General features: G+C 46.0%; 7 protein-coding genes. 4 read left to right on the top strand and 3 right to left on the bottom strand.

Annotated elements, in window-relative coordinates; genetic code table 11:
• Together QUB10_RS17310 and QUB10_RS17305 are read right to left on the bottom strand one after the other, a co-directional pair.
• Window positions 1-2,844 (bottom strand): DUF4347 domain-containing protein (locus tag QUB10_RS17310; protein ID WP_333203953.1); only part of this gene is annotated, 2,844 nt, incomplete at its 3' end.
• Window positions 2,845-3,166: 322 nt separating this feature from the next.
• Window positions 3,167-7,195: a CHAT domain-containing protein gene (locus QUB10_RS17305; protein ID WP_445300775.1), complete on the bottom strand. Its 4,029-nt coding sequence runs from the start codon at window positions 7,193-7,195 to the stop codon at window positions 3,167-3,169.
• Between the two features lie 567 nt (window positions 7,196-7,762).
• Here QUB10_RS17305 and QUB10_RS17300 point away from each other — a divergent pair.
• From QUB10_RS17300 to QUB10_RS17285, 4 genes are all read left to right on the top strand, one after another.
• Window positions 7,763-13,105 carry an AAA family ATPase gene (locus QUB10_RS17300; RefSeq protein WP_333203949.1) on the top strand — a complete coding sequence of 1,781 codons (5,343 nt, stop codon included), beginning with the start codon at window positions 7,763-7,765 and terminating at the stop codon, window positions 13,103-13,105.
• A 50-nt stretch (window positions 13,106-13,155) separates the two neighbouring features.
• Complete coding sequence (locus QUB10_RS17295; protein ID WP_333203961.1) at window positions 13,156-13,302, top strand: hypothetical protein; 147 nt, start codon at window positions 13,156-13,158, stop codon at window positions 13,300-13,302.
• A 375-nt stretch (window positions 13,303-13,677) separates the two neighbouring features.
• Window positions 13,678-14,571, top strand: coding sequence for an isoaspartyl peptidase/L-asparaginase family protein (locus QUB10_RS17290; protein ID WP_333203947.1), 894 nt, complete (start codon window positions 13,678-13,680; stop codon window positions 14,569-14,571).
• 142 nt (window positions 14,572-14,713) lie between these two features.
• Window positions 14,714-16,042, top strand: a complete 1,329-nt coding sequence (locus tag QUB10_RS17285; protein WP_333203945.1) for a carbamoylphosphate synthase large subunit — start codon at window positions 14,714-14,716, stop codon at window positions 16,040-16,042.
• Between the two features lie 30 nt (window positions 16,043-16,072).
• Here QUB10_RS17285 and QUB10_RS17280 read toward each other — a convergent pair whose 3' ends face one another.
• Window positions 16,073-16,255, bottom strand: a complete 183-nt coding sequence (locus QUB10_RS17280) for a hypothetical protein (protein ID WP_333203944.1) — start codon at window positions 16,253-16,255, stop codon at window positions 16,073-16,075.
• Between the last annotated feature and the right edge of the window lie 75 nt (window positions 16,256-16,330).

Here is a 16,330-nt window from a genome sequence, read left to right as displayed (position 1 = left end):
AGTTGTTGTCGGAGTCGGAGTTGTTGTCGGAGTCGGAGTTGTTGTCGGAGTCGGAGTTGTTGTCGGAGTCGGAGTTGTTGTCGGAGTCGGAGTTGGCGCAGTGTCGTTATCAGTAATAGCGACGCTAACAGTCGAAATTGTGATGCCGTTATAATTAACATCGCTACTGGTAGAAGTAGGCGCGATCGCACCTGTATGATTTCCTTCAACTAAATTATCGTCAACAGCAACAACCGCAACAGTTTGAGCAACATTCCAATTAGTGCTGTCAAAATTTATCGACGAAATCGGATTAATTTGACTGCCTGTATCAAAGCTAATCGTAACAGGTGCAGTCGGCTGAGTATTTAACTTAACACTGTAACTTCCAGTTGCACCGCCTTCAGTCGCAGTCGCGGTGGTAGTGTTAAGGGTGAAACCTGCGGTGTCATCATTAGTGACAGTTGTTGCGGCCGCATCAGCGGTAATAGTAGGAGTTGAACCTGGTGCGACAGGATTAGACAAGGTGAGGGTAACAGTTTCGTCAGGTTCGATCGCACTGTCGCCTAATACATCGAGAGTAATCGTTTTGGATGTCTCACCAGTGGCGAAATCGATCGTGCCAGTCGTAGCCGTTGCCCCAGAAGTGCCGCCGATATTATTGTAATCGCTGACGTTGGTAGCAGTTCCGGCGATCGCATAATTGACGCTACTCGCTACACCAGCACCGCCGCTACGAGTCACCGTAAAAGTTAGAGGAGTTGTGCCGCTATTACCTTCAGGAATGCTGGCAGTACCAGCGGCGACGGCATAAGAAACAGTACCGTTAGCAGCAATAGTTAGTGTGGTTTGAGCCGTTGTACCTGCAACCCCACCAGTAATTGTGCCAAAGTTGAGAATTGCGGTTTCGGCGTTTTCAGCTATGTTGTCAGGTTTGATAGTAACTGCAACATTCTGGGTGAGTGCGGCACCTGTTGCACCTGCGGGGAATGTAATCGAGGTAGGTAAAATAGTGTAGTCAGAATTTTCGGTGGCACTGCTGCTGGAGTCGATGACAATTGGTACAACTACATCACTGAAAGGTGTGCCACCGCTGATGGTGATGGGGATATTAACTACTGTGTCTGTTGTTCCTTCTGTCTCGCTGTAAGTTGCAGCCCCGAAATTAACTGTATTGGGTGTATTTAGCAAAACAGAAACGTTATCTGAACCGCTGTTCGCACCTGCCAAATCCGGGAGAGTGTCAGCATTAAAGTTGCCGGCAATAATGGACCCTAGATTTGTCCCCGCAGCAAAGTTAATGGGTGAACTAAAACCGCCACTGCCGTTGCCTACTAAAATTGCAGCGCCACTGGTTCCTGTTACTGCTAAGTCAAGTCTGCCATCTCCGCTAAAGTCATTCGCAACAATGCGTTGCAGCCCTGTCCCTGCGTTAACAGTAGTAGCCGGGTCAAAGCCGCCAGTGCCATTTCCCAATAGAATTGACACACTGTTAGAACCGCCGTTAGCTGTGGCTAAGTCGAGGAAATTGTCTCCGTTAAAGTCCCCAGTTGCGATCGAATTTGGAGTTGGCACACCCCCAAAATTAGTAGCTGCACTAAATCCGCCCGTACCATTTCCTAACAGAATTGAGACATTATTAGAGAAGCTGTTGCCAACCGCTATGTCGGGGAAACTGTCAGCGTTAAAGTTCCCTACAACAACGGAACCAGGAATCGCACCAACATTGAGATTAGTGGCAGCGCCAAAGCTTCCTGTACCCGTTCCCAACAAAATTGAGACGCTACCAGTACCTTGAGGGTCAGCATTTACCACTGCTAAATCGAGGAAAGTGTCGGCGTTAAAGTTCCCGACACCTATTGATAATGGAGTGTTACCTACACTAAAATTGCTAGCTGCCCCGAAGCCTCCCGTGCCATTTCCTAACAGAATAGAGATATTACTATTACTACCATTTACTACTGCCAAGTCGGGGAAATTATCATTGTTAAACAGTCCCGATGTGACGGAAACGGGATTTAAACCTACGGCAAAGTTGGTAGCCGTGCCAAAACCCCCTGTGCCATTCCCTAACAAAATGGAAATGTTGTCGTCATTCTGGTTTGTCACTACCAAGTCGGGGAAGGTATCAACGTTGAAATCCCCTACATTAATACCGGAGGGAGTTGTCCCCGCGCCAAAATTAGTCGCAGCACCAAAACTATTCAAAACATACTCGTAAGCTGCTAATACTTCGGGTTCAAATACTAGCGGTGTTTTAATTTCTCCGGTTCTCACTTCTAATTCCCAGTCGCCGCCTTTTGCAGCACTTCCCGTCAGCTTTTTGGAAGCTGCAACCGACGCGCCAGTTAACTCACTCAGGCGTTGGAGGAATTGGTTAGGTTTTGTGGGCTTTGTAGCACTTTCAACTGGGCGGTTAAAACCGCTACTACACAAACTAAACCCGCCTGCGCGGGTTGAAATTCCATAGTCCGCGCACCATCCGGACTTTGTTTGTATAGCCGCGAATTCTATTCGCCGGGGCTGATTAACAGCCGCGACATTACACCCGTAGAGGAGAATATCGGCACCGGGAATTAATGCTTTGCGCCACTGTTTGAGTTGAGGGGCGAAACTTTCTATGTTGCTGCTGTTGAGTGTATTTACACCGAGATGTACTGCACCTGGACTACCGTGAGAGATGATGTGGATTGCTTCTATATTTTTTTCAATTGCTAGCCTTTCGGTAATTTGCTCAATGCCATCCCGCGTTTCATCTAGGATAATTACCTCAGCATTTGGGGAAATGCCGCCAATTAAACTCTGGTAATTTTCAACATTTGAGTCAATAAAAACTAGAATTGAAACAAATTTTTGCTGTATCATTATGCAACCTCTTTAATTGTTAAACTTTATATATTTCACTAAAATATAACTTACAGCAAATTCCACCTTTATGAAGTAGCCCCGCCTATCGTTCTATCCCCGTAGGGACACTCCAAAAGCCCATTAGTGTCAACTTAAGCTCAAACCCAGTCAGAGACTGTTGTTTGACGATTAGGGCCAGATCCCCCCTAGCCCCCCTTAAGAAGGGGGGGATAAGAGTCTTATCAAAGTCCCCCAACAACCAGGGGGATTTAGGGGGATCGAGATATGTGCAACTTCACATTAAATTGGTATTACGATTGCTTTGTTCCTCGCAATGACATTACCAAGGACTCCCAATCATCGTGAAGGCAGACCAATAATAAGGATGGGAGAGATTTTCATTAGTCAGTTGAGCTAATTCTGGCGGTAATTCTAACTCCTTATTTAAGTTTGACAAAATTAAACGACCATTTTTAATGCGAACTTGACCTTTGATCATGGCGATTTGAGCTTGCCGTAAGGCTTCGGCTTTAATCGGCGCGACCTTTAACTGATGGTAAAATTCAGCCATTAACCCTAAAGTACCTTCATCGCTGACATACCAAAGACTCGCCAAAACTGACTTCACCCCCGCTTGCACAGCTAACCCCGCAAAACCTAATTCGGTGTCATCATCACCCACAGCAGTTTGGCAAGCGCTCAACACCAATAGCTCAACTTTAGGTGGCTGATTCCACCCTAGTTGCCGCACGCGATCGAGTGTTAACCTGCTATCTGATAACTGAATGTAAGAATTGCTCGGTGATCCTGGGTTAAAGTATCCGTGAGTGGCGAGGTGAATAATCCCATAGGGTCTGTCTTTGCGCTGTGACCTAAGATTGTTGAGAGTAAAGGTTTGGTTGAGGAAGGATTCGCCTTTCCATTCGGAGGCAATAGCGTTAAGTTCTGCAGGCACTGCTGGCAAGGGTGGGTTATTAGTAAATTGTGAGGCTCCCATTGCTAAAACTTCAGCATTTTTAACACTTGCATAGCTAGTATCGGTTAAGTTGACGCTGGGAATGAGTCCGATGCTGTACTTTTCTACTAGAAATTGAGAACCGTCATGGAGGGCGGCTAAGGGGAGCAATCGCAACCCTGCATCCATACTAAAAACTAGCGTATCGATGCCCTGAGCTTTCAAATCAGCTTCCAAGGGCGCAATTATCCACTGGTAAAGTTGTTGGGATGCTGGCAAATAGCTCTCAGTATTGATGTTTCTGGAAGTAGTGAGTTCAGAGCTGAAATTGGCTGCGACTTGCATCAAAGTTTCGCGCCGGGCGGCGGGGATGGCTTTATGAATAGGGATGCCGCTAGGGGGGACTACGATCAGGTCTAATTGTTCAGGGCGGGAGAAGGCGTAGATAATGGCTGGTTTTTTACCAGTTTGGCTGGCGATGATTCTAGTTCTTTTCTGTATGGCCGTAAAAGATTGCAAATCGCGCCTGATTTCCTGATTAATGTATGAGCCCACTTGTTCACTGTAGAAGATATCGATAAAGAAAATGGCTTGTGGGATATCGCCTCTATCGATTAGCCGTGTGATATCGCTGCGGCTAACTATATTTAGAGGCGATGCCGTTTGGACAATTTCGCTTACCCAATCGGATCTGTAGTTAAAAAGAGATTCAATTCTATTAATGATATTCAAATTGCCAGATTGAGCGATCGCATTGGTAATTGAAATATCCGGTAATGTCGTTTGTTCTGATATTGGAGATGGTGTTTGTTCTGATATTGGAGATGGTGTTTGTTCTGATATTGGAGATGGTGTTTGTTCTGATATTGGAGGTGGTGTTGAAGATGGTGTTGGTGGTGGTGTTGAAGATGGTGTTGGTGGTGGTGTTGAGGATGGTGTTGGTGGTGGTGTTGAAGATGGTGTTGGTGATGGTGTTGGTGATGGTGTTGGAGATGGTGTTGGTGGTGGTGTTGAAGATGGTGTTGGAGATGGTGTTGGAGATGGTGTTGGAGATGGTGTTGGAGATGGTGTTGGTTCCGGCGTTGGTAGTGGGGTTGGAGAAGGTGTTGGAGATGGTGTCGGTTCCGGCGTTGGTAGTGGGGTTGGAGAAGGTGTCGGTTGTGGTGTCGGTTCCGGCGTTGGTAGTGGGGTTGGAGATGGTGTCGGTTGTGGTGTCGGTTGTGGTGTCGGTTGTGGTGTAGGTTCCGGTGTTGGAGATGGTGTTGGTTCCGGCGTTGGTTCCGGTGTTGGTTCCGGTGTTGGAGATGGTGTTGGTTCCGGTGTTGGAGATGGTGTTGGTTCCGGTGTCGGTTCCGGCGTTGGTTCCGGCGTTGGTTCCGGTGTTGGAGATGGTGTTGGTTCCGGTGTCGGTTCCGGCGTTGGTTCCGGCGTTGGTTCCGGTGTCGGTTCCGGTGTCGGCGATGGTGTTGGTTCCGGTGTTGGAGATGGCGCGGAAGAACTGATCGCAATATTGCCCTGAGTGTAAGTGCTGGGCGGCACTGGCACCGGGAATTGTGGCGAAATAGTCTCCGAACCTGATGTAATGGCTCCCGCCGTCCCATTCGTTGTCGCATCGCCGACAATAAAAGGTGTAGTAGTGCCCCCCGCGTGGCGAAGAGTAATCGCGCCGCCACCCGTGCCATTAGCGCTGGAAATGCTCGCATTTACACCGCTGCTATCTGTAAAAGTGCCGCTGACTGTGAGAAGATTGCCAGCCGTGAGGTCAATACTGCCGCCAGTAGACTGAAGAGTGCCTGTAACGGCGATGTCGCTGGCCGCTTTGAGAGTAATATTACCCCCAGAAGAGGCGATCGCATCCAACGCCATGTCCCCTGCTGATTCCAAAATCACAGGCCCGCCTACTGTCGAAATCGCTCCCACTCCGATGCTATTGCCCGAAGCAACACCCGGTGAAGCAAAAAATGTCTCCCCTTCGGTGACATTCGGCGGCAAATTGGCAGCATTCGCCAGAGTCGAAACCCCCGATCGCAAAATTAAAGCTGCACTACCTGAAAGCACCGCCGCATCTGGATCGGCGGAACCTGACAAAGTAGTATCTGGCCCATTGATGGTAATATCTCCCGCCGCGATCGCGCCTTTTGCTTCTACCTTAAGTGAGGTTCCAGTATAATCCCCAAATCTCACATCTCCATCCGAGCTAATAATCGGGTCGTACAAACTCAGAAAACTGCCGCCGTTGCCAGACAATGTGAGAATAGAAAAATTACCACGCGCAGCGAAGTGAGCATCACCCGAAACAGTGCCATTGCTCAATAATGTGATATCCCCTGCGGATTGGAATGCAGGGCTAGGGTAATTTAGCGCGAAGATATCAATATTTTGATGACCTTGTATAGTAAGATTGCCACCTGCGATCGCCCTGAAAGGATAACTGCCATCCCGCACCCGCACCGTATCTCCTGCCAACAGAAACAAATTGTTCTCCGTAAGTAGCTGGCTTTCTACCAAAGTGAGATTACGTGCAGCCGAGAGTGTACCATTCTGACTATTAACAGTAGAACTAGCGATCGCCACATCCCCGCTTTCCACCCTCAAACCCGCCGTCAAAACCACTTCTCCTGCACCGTTAACGGAGACGCCAGTAGCAGAGTTCCCACCTGGGCCCGCAAGCAATTGCGGAAGAGACAAAGGCAGAGATAATTGCCCATTCTGTGCCAACAATTCCCCGCCAACAACCCCAATTTCTAAACTTAATAAATGTCCTTCTTGACTAAGCCGAATAGCATTCTTACCGGGGACAGCAGCGACAATAATATTACCTTGGGGAGCATGGAGAGAACCAGTGCTGACGACAGTACCGCCGATTAAAGTTATACTTTTTCCCGGCATAACAGCTAAATTACCTGCATTGAGGATACTTCCCGGTTGGCTGAGATTAAAGTAAAAAGTGTTCGGAGTTCCTATCAGCTTACTGTAATCATTCGCTCCAGCCACATTGAATAAACCGGAATCAAAACCGATGTTAGTAGCAGTAGTAGCTGTAAAGGCTGCCGGAAGATTCAAGCTAGCATTAGGGCCAAAGATAATGCCCGAAGGATTTATTAAAAACAGGTTGGAATTGCCGCCACTTACTTGAATCAAACCATTAATAATAGAAGGATTGCCGCCTACTACCCGACCCAGAATGTTGCGAATAGCGTGATTAGAGATAAAATTAGCAATCTGCCCTTCGCTAAGCCCAAACTGTTGAAAACTGTGGAAAAGATTCGCTCCATCTCTAGAAGTTTGGCCGCCTGTAATATTCAAGCGATCGCCGCTAGGCGTGACAGTAGTGCCAGTGCGATCGGCTGCAGGAACAATGGGTTGTGCTTGTACCACCGCTGTACTCAAAATAGTGGCTGCGAGCGCTAGCATTGCAGCACCATGTATAGAAAATAAGGCTAGTTTCATTAGCTTTTAGCTGGCAGAGCACGTATCTGACAATTATAATTTTAAGGTATTGGCTGCTAAGTGCGGTCAACTGCGACCCAGGCTTAGCTATTAAGAACGTCGTCACCATCAGGGCGGTTGCTTTACCTGAAACCTAAATTCTGCACCCTCAACTGTCACGATCGGTTTTTACTTATTTTTAGCCAGCAATAAAGCTATAATTTATAGTTTTCTACCGTACATTGACTGATAAAAAACTTTTTAAAGCTATAATTTATTATTTTAAAAATAGAGTTTTATGCGTAATTATGCTGTGTGATACTCCAGGCTGCGTAATGTGGGCTGAAAATGAAAGCAAAAGTGCGATCGACTGTTGAGGCATCCTACAAATTAGGCGATCGCGATCGGGGCAACCACAAAGTATTTGCAGGCTGCTACCGGACAAACTAAACATTTGTTACAAAAAGATTTTTTTTTCCTTTCAAACGCGCTATTGTATACACAAAGCTAGTGCGTTTTGAGTTAGCTTTAATTTTTACCATAAAAATCAATATGCTCTCTATTCCAGGCGTTGCTGTCCAGACGCTGCTTTACGAAAGTGTCAACTCTCTGGTTTACCGGGCGATTCGGGAAGCAGATAAAGGGCCAATTATCCTCAAACTGCTCAAAGAAAGCTACCCCACACCTCAAGAATTGGTGCGCTACCGCACCGAATACCGCATCACCCAAGAGTTGAAAGAGGCTGGAGTTGTGCAAGTCTATGACTTGCAAAAATACCAAAACAGCCTCGTGATGTTTGTCGAGGACTTTGGCGGGGAATCCTTGACAATTTGGATGCAGCAGCGAAAGTTTAGCCTAAAGGAGTTTCTGCAAATTGCGATCGCCACCACGGAAGCATTAGGCAAAATTCACAGCGCCAACATCATTCATAAAGATATTAACCCCTCAAATATTGTTTACAACGCCGAAACGAAACAATTAAAAATTATCGACTTTGGTATTTCCACTCAGCTAACCCGAGAAACGCCAACCCTGAAAAACCCCAACATTTTAGAAGGCACATTAGCCTATATTTCACCCGAACAAACGGGGAGAATGAATCGCACTCTCGATTACCGGACTGACTTTTACTCGCTCGGCATCACCTTCTACGAATTGCTGACAGGAAAACTACCTTTCGAGACTGAAGATCCTTTAGAACTTGTTCACTGCCACATTGCTAGACAGCCACTTACCCCGCACGAAATCAAGCCAGAAATTCCCCTAATCGTCTCCCAAATTGTCAGCAAACTGATGGCGAAAAATGCGGAAAACCGCTATCAAACGGCATTAGGGCTCAAGCACGATTTAGAGAGATGTCTAGTTCTATTACAAGCAACGGGTAATATTGAGCTGTTTGGCTTGGGAACGCGGGATATTACAGACCGTTTCCTGATTCCCGAAAAACTCTACGGCAGAGAAACTGAAGTTGATGACCTATTAGCAGCCTTTGAACGAGTGAGTACAGGTAGCGCCGAAATGATGCTGGTGGCTGGCTTATCTGGGATTGGTAAAACCGCCGTAGTTAACGAAGTCCACAAGCCGATCGCCAGACAGCGTGGCTATTTTATCAAAGGCAAATACGACCAATTTCAACGCAATATTCCTTTCTCAGCATTTGTGCAAGCTTTTCGCGAATTGATGGGACAATTATTATCAGAAAGTGACGCTCAGTTACACAGATGGAAAACCATGATTCTCACCGCAGTAGGCTCCCGTGGGCAAGTGCTGATTGAGGTGATTCCTGAGTTAGAACACATCATTGGCGCTCAAAGTCCTGCACTAGAATTGTCCGGGAGTGCCGCCCAAAATCGCTTCAATCTGCTGATGCAGAAATTTGTGCAAGTATTTACCCAAGCAGAACATCCCTTAGTGATGTTTCTGGACGATTTGCAGTGGGCAGATTCAGCATCTTTGAAGTTATTACAACTATTGATGGAAGATACGGGGCATCTGTTAGTATTGGGTGCTTATCGGGATAATGAGGTATCACCGGCTCATCCGTTTATGTTGACTGTGGATGAGATTGTGAAGTCTGGGGCAGTAGTGAATACGATTACCTTGCAACCGTTGAGTTTAGCCTATCTCAATCAGTTGGTAGCAGATACACTGATTTGTAATTTATCCTTTGCCGGGCCATTGACAGAACTGGTTTATCAAAAAACCAAAGGTAATCCCTTTTTCTCTACTCAATTCCTCAAGTCGCTGTATGAAGATGGTCAAATTATCTTTGACTGGGATCTAGGGCATTGGCAGTGCGATATTGCTCAAGCTAGACTTACCCACGCCTCGGATGTGGTGGAGTTTATGGCGGCGCAATTGCAGAAGTTGCCGAAAGAAACTCAGAATGTTCTCAAGTTGGCGGCTTGCATTGGGGCACAGTTTGATTTAGATACATTGGCAATAGTCAGCGAACAATTACCAGAACAAACGGCATCAGCACTCTGGAAAGCCTTGCAAGAAGGACTTATTAGACTGATAAAAGAAGGCTATAACTTCCTTCAGACAGATGCTCAATACCCTACTGAGTCTGTGGCTAACCCAATTTATAAGTTCCTGCACGATCGCGTCCAGCAAGCAGCTTATTCCCTAATACCAGAAAACAAAAAAAAAGCTACTCATCTCAAAATTGGACAGTTACTCCTACACAAATATTCGGACATAGAAAGAGAAGAAAAACTCTTTGATATTGTGGGGCATTTAAATCAAGGAATTGAGTTAATCAATCAATTAAGCGAACGAGAAGCCTTAGCCCTACTCAACTTAGAAGCGGGAGGTAAGGCCAGAAATTCTACCGCCTACGCAGCCGCAATGGTCTATCTGCAAACAGGGATTGAGCTACTAACAGCCAACTGCTGGCTTCTTCAGTATGAATTGACCCTGAATCTCTATGTTGCTGCTACCGAAGCTGCCTATTTGAATGCTGACTTTGAGGGTATGGAACAGATGGCAGCATTGGTATTGCAAGAAGCTAAGACGATTTTAGACAAAATTAAAATTTACGAAATTCAAATCGCTACTCATGCAGCCCAGGGCAAGATGTTGGAGGCGATCGCAGTGGGTAGAGATGCCCTGCGACTACTGGGGATCGATCTCCCCAGCGAACCTGACAAAGCCACGATTGGTAAAGCGCTGCAAGCCCTGGCTAGCCAACTTCAGGGCCGACAGATCGAGCAACTGCTTGACTTGCCTTTGATGACAAATCCACAGAATCGGGCAGCTATGCAACTCTTAAGAATGTTAGGTGCACCCGTTTTTCAAGCAATGCCCGGTTTGCTGCCCCTAGTTACCTCCACGATGGTGAGTTTATCGCTCTCCTTTGGGAATGCACCCGCATCGACGGTGGGGTATGCCATGCACGGGATGGTTCTGTGTGCCTTTTTAGGAAAGGGGGAAACGGGTTATGCCTTTGGTAAATTGGCACTTTCATTGCTCGATCGGTTCAATGTGCCCGAATTAAAGTCCATGATTCTGTTTGTGTTTAGTTGCTTTATTCAGCATCACCAAGAAGCTCTCTGGGCAACGGTACCGACGCTGAAAGATGGCTACACGGCGGGCATGGAAACGGGCGATTTTCTATACGCTGGCTACAACATAACTATTTACTTTTATGCCAACTTTTTCGGTGGGGTAGAACTAGACAATTGGGGAGCCGAACTAGCAGATTACAGCACTGCCTTAGATCGGGTGAAGCAATATTCTGCTCAGGATGATTTGGATATGATGCGGCAGACGGTGCAGAATTTGACGGAATGTGTGAGTCAACCGGATTGCTTAATAGGAACTGCATACGATGAAACTGTAATTATTCCTAAGCGCTATCATAACAATGAATTCACAGCGCTCGCTTTTATCTACATCAACAAACTACTTCTTGCTTACTCGTTTGGGAATTATTCGGCTGCCATATACCACATTACCCAAGTTAATTCGTATTTGATGGCAGTATCGGGAAGTGTTTATTTTCCCATTTTCCCTTTCTATGCCGCCCTAACACACTTGGCGCTATTTCCCACACAGCTAGAAATTGAGCAAGTAGAAATTATCGCTCAGGTACAAACACATCAAACCACTTTACAACAGTGGGCGGAAAATGCTCCCATGAATTATCTGCATAAATGGTATTTAGTTGAGGCAGAACGCTATCGAGTTTTGGGCAATAAAGCTGAGGCCATTGAAATGTACGATCGCGCCATCTCCCTTGCCAAAGAAAATCTATTCCTCAACGAAGAAGCCCTTGCCAACGAACTAGCCGCCAAATTTTACCTAGAATGGGGCAAAGAAAAATTTGCCCAACTCTACATGATTGAGGCGTATTATTGTTATGTTCAATGGGGAGCCACTGCTAAAGTAAGGGATTTAGAAACGCGATATCCCCAGTTATTGAAACCTATTCAATCGCCAAATAAAAACACTAAAACTACCGCAACAGTGACGACTACTGGTTCGGGTAGTAATCTAGATATCACCACAGTTATGAAAGCTTCTCAGGCGATTTCAGGTGAAATAAGGCTCGATCACCTAATGTCTAGCTTAATGAAAATTTTGATGGAAAGTGCAGGGGCGCAAAGAGGATATCTGATTTTGTCATACCAGGGAACGCTGTTAATTGAAGCTGAAGGGACAATAAATTCAGAACAAGTTACCGTGTTGCAGTCAATCTCCGTTGAAACCTGTCAAGAACTTTCCTCCGCAATTGTCAATTATGTGGCCCGCACTCAAGAAAGCGTGGTATTAGATGATGCAGTTCGAGAGGGACAATTTACTAACGACCCCTACATCCAAAAAAATCAGCCCAAATCAATTTTATGTGTACCCCTGATTAACCAATCTCAAATCGTCAGTATTGTTTACCTAGAAAATAATCTGACAGCCGGAGCTTTTACGCCAGAAAGAGTGGAACTATTAAAAGTGTTATCTGGACAGGCTGCTATTTCGATTCAAAATTCTAAGCTTTACACCGAAGTCCGCGAAAATGAAACGAGGTTGGCTCAACTTAACAAAGCTTACGAGCGCTTCGTCCCCAGTCAATTCCTCCAGTTTTTAGAGAAATCAAGTATTATTGATGTGGAATTGGGCGACCAAGTGCAGTTAGAAATGTCGGTACTATTTTCCGATATTCGCGACTTCACCACGCTTTCAGAAACAATGACGCCGGAGGACAATTTCAAGTTTATTAATTCTTATCTCAGTCGCATGGAACCCGTCATTAATACAAATAATGGGTTTATTGATAAATATATTGGCGATGCGATTATGGCGCTGTTTAGCGGTGAAGCTGACAATGCTGTGAACGCGGGAATTGCCATGCTGCATCGCCTCGTTGAATACAATCAAATTCGGGCTAATTCTGGCAATGCGCCGATTCAAATTGGGATTGGCATTAATACGGGTTCTTTGATGTTGGGAACGGTAGGCGGACAAAATCGCATGGATGGTACGGTAATCAGCGATGCGGTTAATTTAGCCTCTCGCGTAGAAGGGTTGACAAAAAATTATGGGGTGTCGCTGTTAATCACCCAGGAAACTTACTCGCGTTTAGAAAATCCATCCAAGTACGCAATCCGCACTCTCGACACAGTAAAAGTTAAGGGAAAATCGGAATTAGTAACAGTTTATGAGGTGTTTGATGCTGATGGGCCCGAAATCAAACAGGGCAAGTTAGCTACGCTGCAATTGTTTGCCGAAGCTTTGGAAATTTACTCGGAAAGGAAGTTTGGTGAGGCAGCGCGGCTGTTTGCCGAGTGTTGGCGTCAGAATCCGGGCGATGCCGTCGCTAAAATTTACTGGGAACGCTGTCAGTCTACTTTAAGGACTCGCACAAAAATCAAAGACAGGCTACACAATTTAGATTAATCATAAAAGCCCAAAGCTCGATCGCTACATTCTTTGAGCGGGAGATCATTTTGATTTTTCACCAGTGGTATGGGGGCGACGGTTGGGTGCAGTCTCGGTTGGAGGGAGTGTGGCTGCTGCCACTGAATTTGGGGCAAACGGCTAGTTTGTTGCGGCTGCGGGAGTTTTTGGCGGGTAAGTATAAAGGCTCAGAGTAAGGTGAAGCCCGATCGCACTTATTGTCTCTCAAAGTCTCCTTCTTCACCTTTACCAATTTTGCCTGTTAATGTGTAGTGCATCGCCTTAAATTTTACCCCCTTTTTACTCCCTAAATCTTTCAATTTCCCTAACTAACTCGAAGCCAAATTGCCTCACACTATTGACATAACTTTGGTCAGATATCTATTAATAATTTGTAAATAGCCAGGTCTGAAGGAACACCAAGCTCGACAAAAATAATTATCTCTGAAGATAGAAGAACCCCAAATTAAACACCGCTAATCTATAAAACTATGAGGGAGAAAAAACTACTTAAAAATTGATTAATGTAATAAATTTTTAAGTAGAGCTTAAGATAAAAACAAAGGAAATTTATGGTACTGAGTATTATTGTTCATGGTGGAGCAAAAACCATCTCAGAAGAGAAGGTTGCAGCCAACAATGCAGGCTGTACCGCAGCAGCCGAAGCTGGTTGGGCAGTGCTCACAAGCGGGGGTACAGCAGCAGAAGCTGTTGAGGCAGCTATCCGGGTTCTCGAAGCTGACCAGACATTTAACGCAGGCTTTGGATCGGTTCTCAACAACCAGGGAGAGGTAGAGCTAGACGCAGCGATCATGGAAGGCCGTTCATTAGCTTGGGGAGCCCTCGCCAATGTTCAAGGCGTGCGCCATCCCATCTCAGTGGCCCGAAAGATTATGGATAAAAAACCCATGTTCTTAGTAGCGGATCACGCCGAACATTTTGCAGCAGAAAATGGAGCCGAGATGTCTGCAAAAGAAGACTTAATCGCGGATGAGCAACAGGAAGAGTGGGAGGAGGAAAAAGAAGTTATTGACCGCCCCAATACCGTTGGTTGTGTAGCTTTAGATAGTAGTGGCACCTTAGTTGCCGGTACCTCAACAGGCGGCACTATGAATAAGCCCGCCGGTCGCGTCGGCGACAGCGCCATTATCGGCTCAGGCTTGTTTGCAGAAAATGAACAGGGCGGTTGCTCGACCACAGGCGATGGCGAGTCGATTATGCCAGTAGTTCTAGCTAAGAGGGCGATCGACATTCTAGCGTCCGGCAAGCACCCAGACGAAGCAGCGAAGATGGCAATTGAGACTCTGGCCTCTAAGGTAGCAGGAGAAGCTGGGTGCATCCTCATTGACCCTCAAGGGCGGGTTGGCTGGGCGCATAACTCAACGGACATGGCTTGTGCTTATAGAACCGAAGGAATGGACAAGGTGGCTGTGTTCACTAAGAAAAAACAACTCGTCCATCGTTGAAGTTATTGAGGTTGCATTCTCTCTAGTTGGAGAGAGTTAAAATTCCGCAACTAATATCTTGTTTCCTAGGTATTAACTAGCTGGACATCAATAAACATTTTTTCAATTTGTAGGGCGGGCATTGCCCACCCTACTTTTAATTATGTCGAGCTACTTAGTGGCCGGAAAAACAGTTCAATTCAAACTAGACTTGGATGTTTCTATGAACTCAACATACGACTTTCCTTACTTTCAGGGTAATTCTCTTTCCGATTTGTTTGCTCCAGACATCACAGATGGATGTTATGCGTTCATCCTAAATTATCCTGCAACTGCCAGTTGGGCTGCTTACCCCAACAGGAAAAAATACTTTATTCAAGACGGCAGCAGTGAAGCCACCAAAACTTCTTTCGACAAGATTGGCCAGAAGGAACCTTGGAAAAATCTGGCTGTGTTAGGCGATGCCATCCCAGGGATTGTAATTAATGAGCCGCCAAACTCGCTGATTGACTATTGGCGGGAGCATTTTGGCTTCAGCAACAGCAGTATGGAGATGATAGACTGCTCAACTTATCTCGAAGATCTCAGCGTAAGCGATCGCTTTGACAAACTCCTGACTCTATTTCCCTTCGACAATCTCAAACCCGAAAAACACGCCGTCCATCCCGACATCCACTACCACTTGCTCAGCAAAGCAACCCTAGCAGAATTAGGGGTGCAATGTCCGAAATACCAAACCTACAATCTGCACGAAGTCAATCTCGAAAGCATTCAGTTACCAGAGCAATTCCCCTACTTGATTAAAACATCCCACGGACTTTCTGGAGAAGGCACTTATATTATCAAAAGCGCCAGCGATCTGAACTACTGCTTGCAGGAAGTGAGGAAATATCTCGATATTAAGTTGCTGGATACGATTATTGTCTCGGAATTCGTCAAGAATGAAGTCCAGAACTATTGCGTGCAGTTCTATGTAAGCAAAACGGGAAATATCACGCTTATCGGCACTACCGGCCAACTTGTCACTCCAGAGGGCAGCTATTTAGGCGGACTAATTCACTACCGCGAAACCGACATGAGTAGGTTTTTTGAGATGATTGCCGCTATTGGTAAATATGCTCACCAACAGGGTTATTTCGGCGTTATTGGCTTCGACGTGCTGGAAGACTCGGAGGGAGAGTTGTATGCCATTGATGCCAATTTCCGAGTTAATGGATCGACTCCGCTTTGCTTACAGCGCCATACCTTACTGGGGCGGGGAAAGGAGGTGGCTAAATATTCCAGTGACTGCCGAATGGATGGGACTTTGGAATCCATTCTTGTCACCCTGAAACCAGAAATCGATCGCAAGGACTTGATAATCCTGTCGGCTTTAGAGAAGGTTAAATACGGGAAAATCTACACGGAAATTTACGGGATAGTTGCTGGTGAGGATATGAAGGAAATGCACCACATCGAGCAGAATTTGCACAGTAAGGGATTGCAGCAATAGGGTTAATATCTACTCTACAGATTGCAGCGGTTATGCGGTTTTCCCGCTCATCTCGCGCGGTTCGGTGATATCGGGAAACGGGCCATCAAAAATCAAAATTGAAGGTTCCACAGCTTTGAAGTAACCGAAAGCATCGAGGATACAAGCCCCCGGATTCATCCGTGGAGAAATAAAAAACCTGTAAGCTGTTGCGGCATTTAAATTGTATGTCAAAAAATAATCAAACTATTGTGGGGAGTAGGGGCCCTAGCGTCCCGCCCGCCCTGAACCTACAATTTAAATGCGCGA

The organism is Microcoleus sp. B5-D4, from assembly GCF_036705145.1.
Classification (GTDB): domain Bacteria; phylum Cyanobacteriota; class Cyanobacteriia; order Cyanobacteriales; family Microcoleaceae; genus Microcoleus.
Note: the sequence above shows the minus strand (reverse complement) of the source record. Positions and strands in the feature narration are given on the sequence as shown.

Bases quoted from the DNA above. Each gene is read 5' to 3' on its own strand.
- QUB10_RS17305 (WP_445300775.1), bottom strand. From the start codon at position 7,195: ATGCTAGCGCTCGCAGCCACTATTTTGAGTACAGCGGTGGTACAAGCA.
- QUB10_RS17300 (WP_333203949.1), top strand. From the start codon at position 7,763: ATGCTCTCTATTCCAGGCGTTGCTGTCCAGACGCTGCTTTACGAAAGT.
- QUB10_RS17290 (WP_333203947.1), top strand. From the start codon at position 13,678: ATGGTACTGAGTATTATTGTTCATGGTGGAGCAAAAACCATCTCAGAA.
- QUB10_RS17285 (WP_333203945.1), top strand. From the start codon at position 14,714: ATGTCGAGCTACTTAGTGGCCGGAAAAACAGTTCAATTCAAACTAGAC.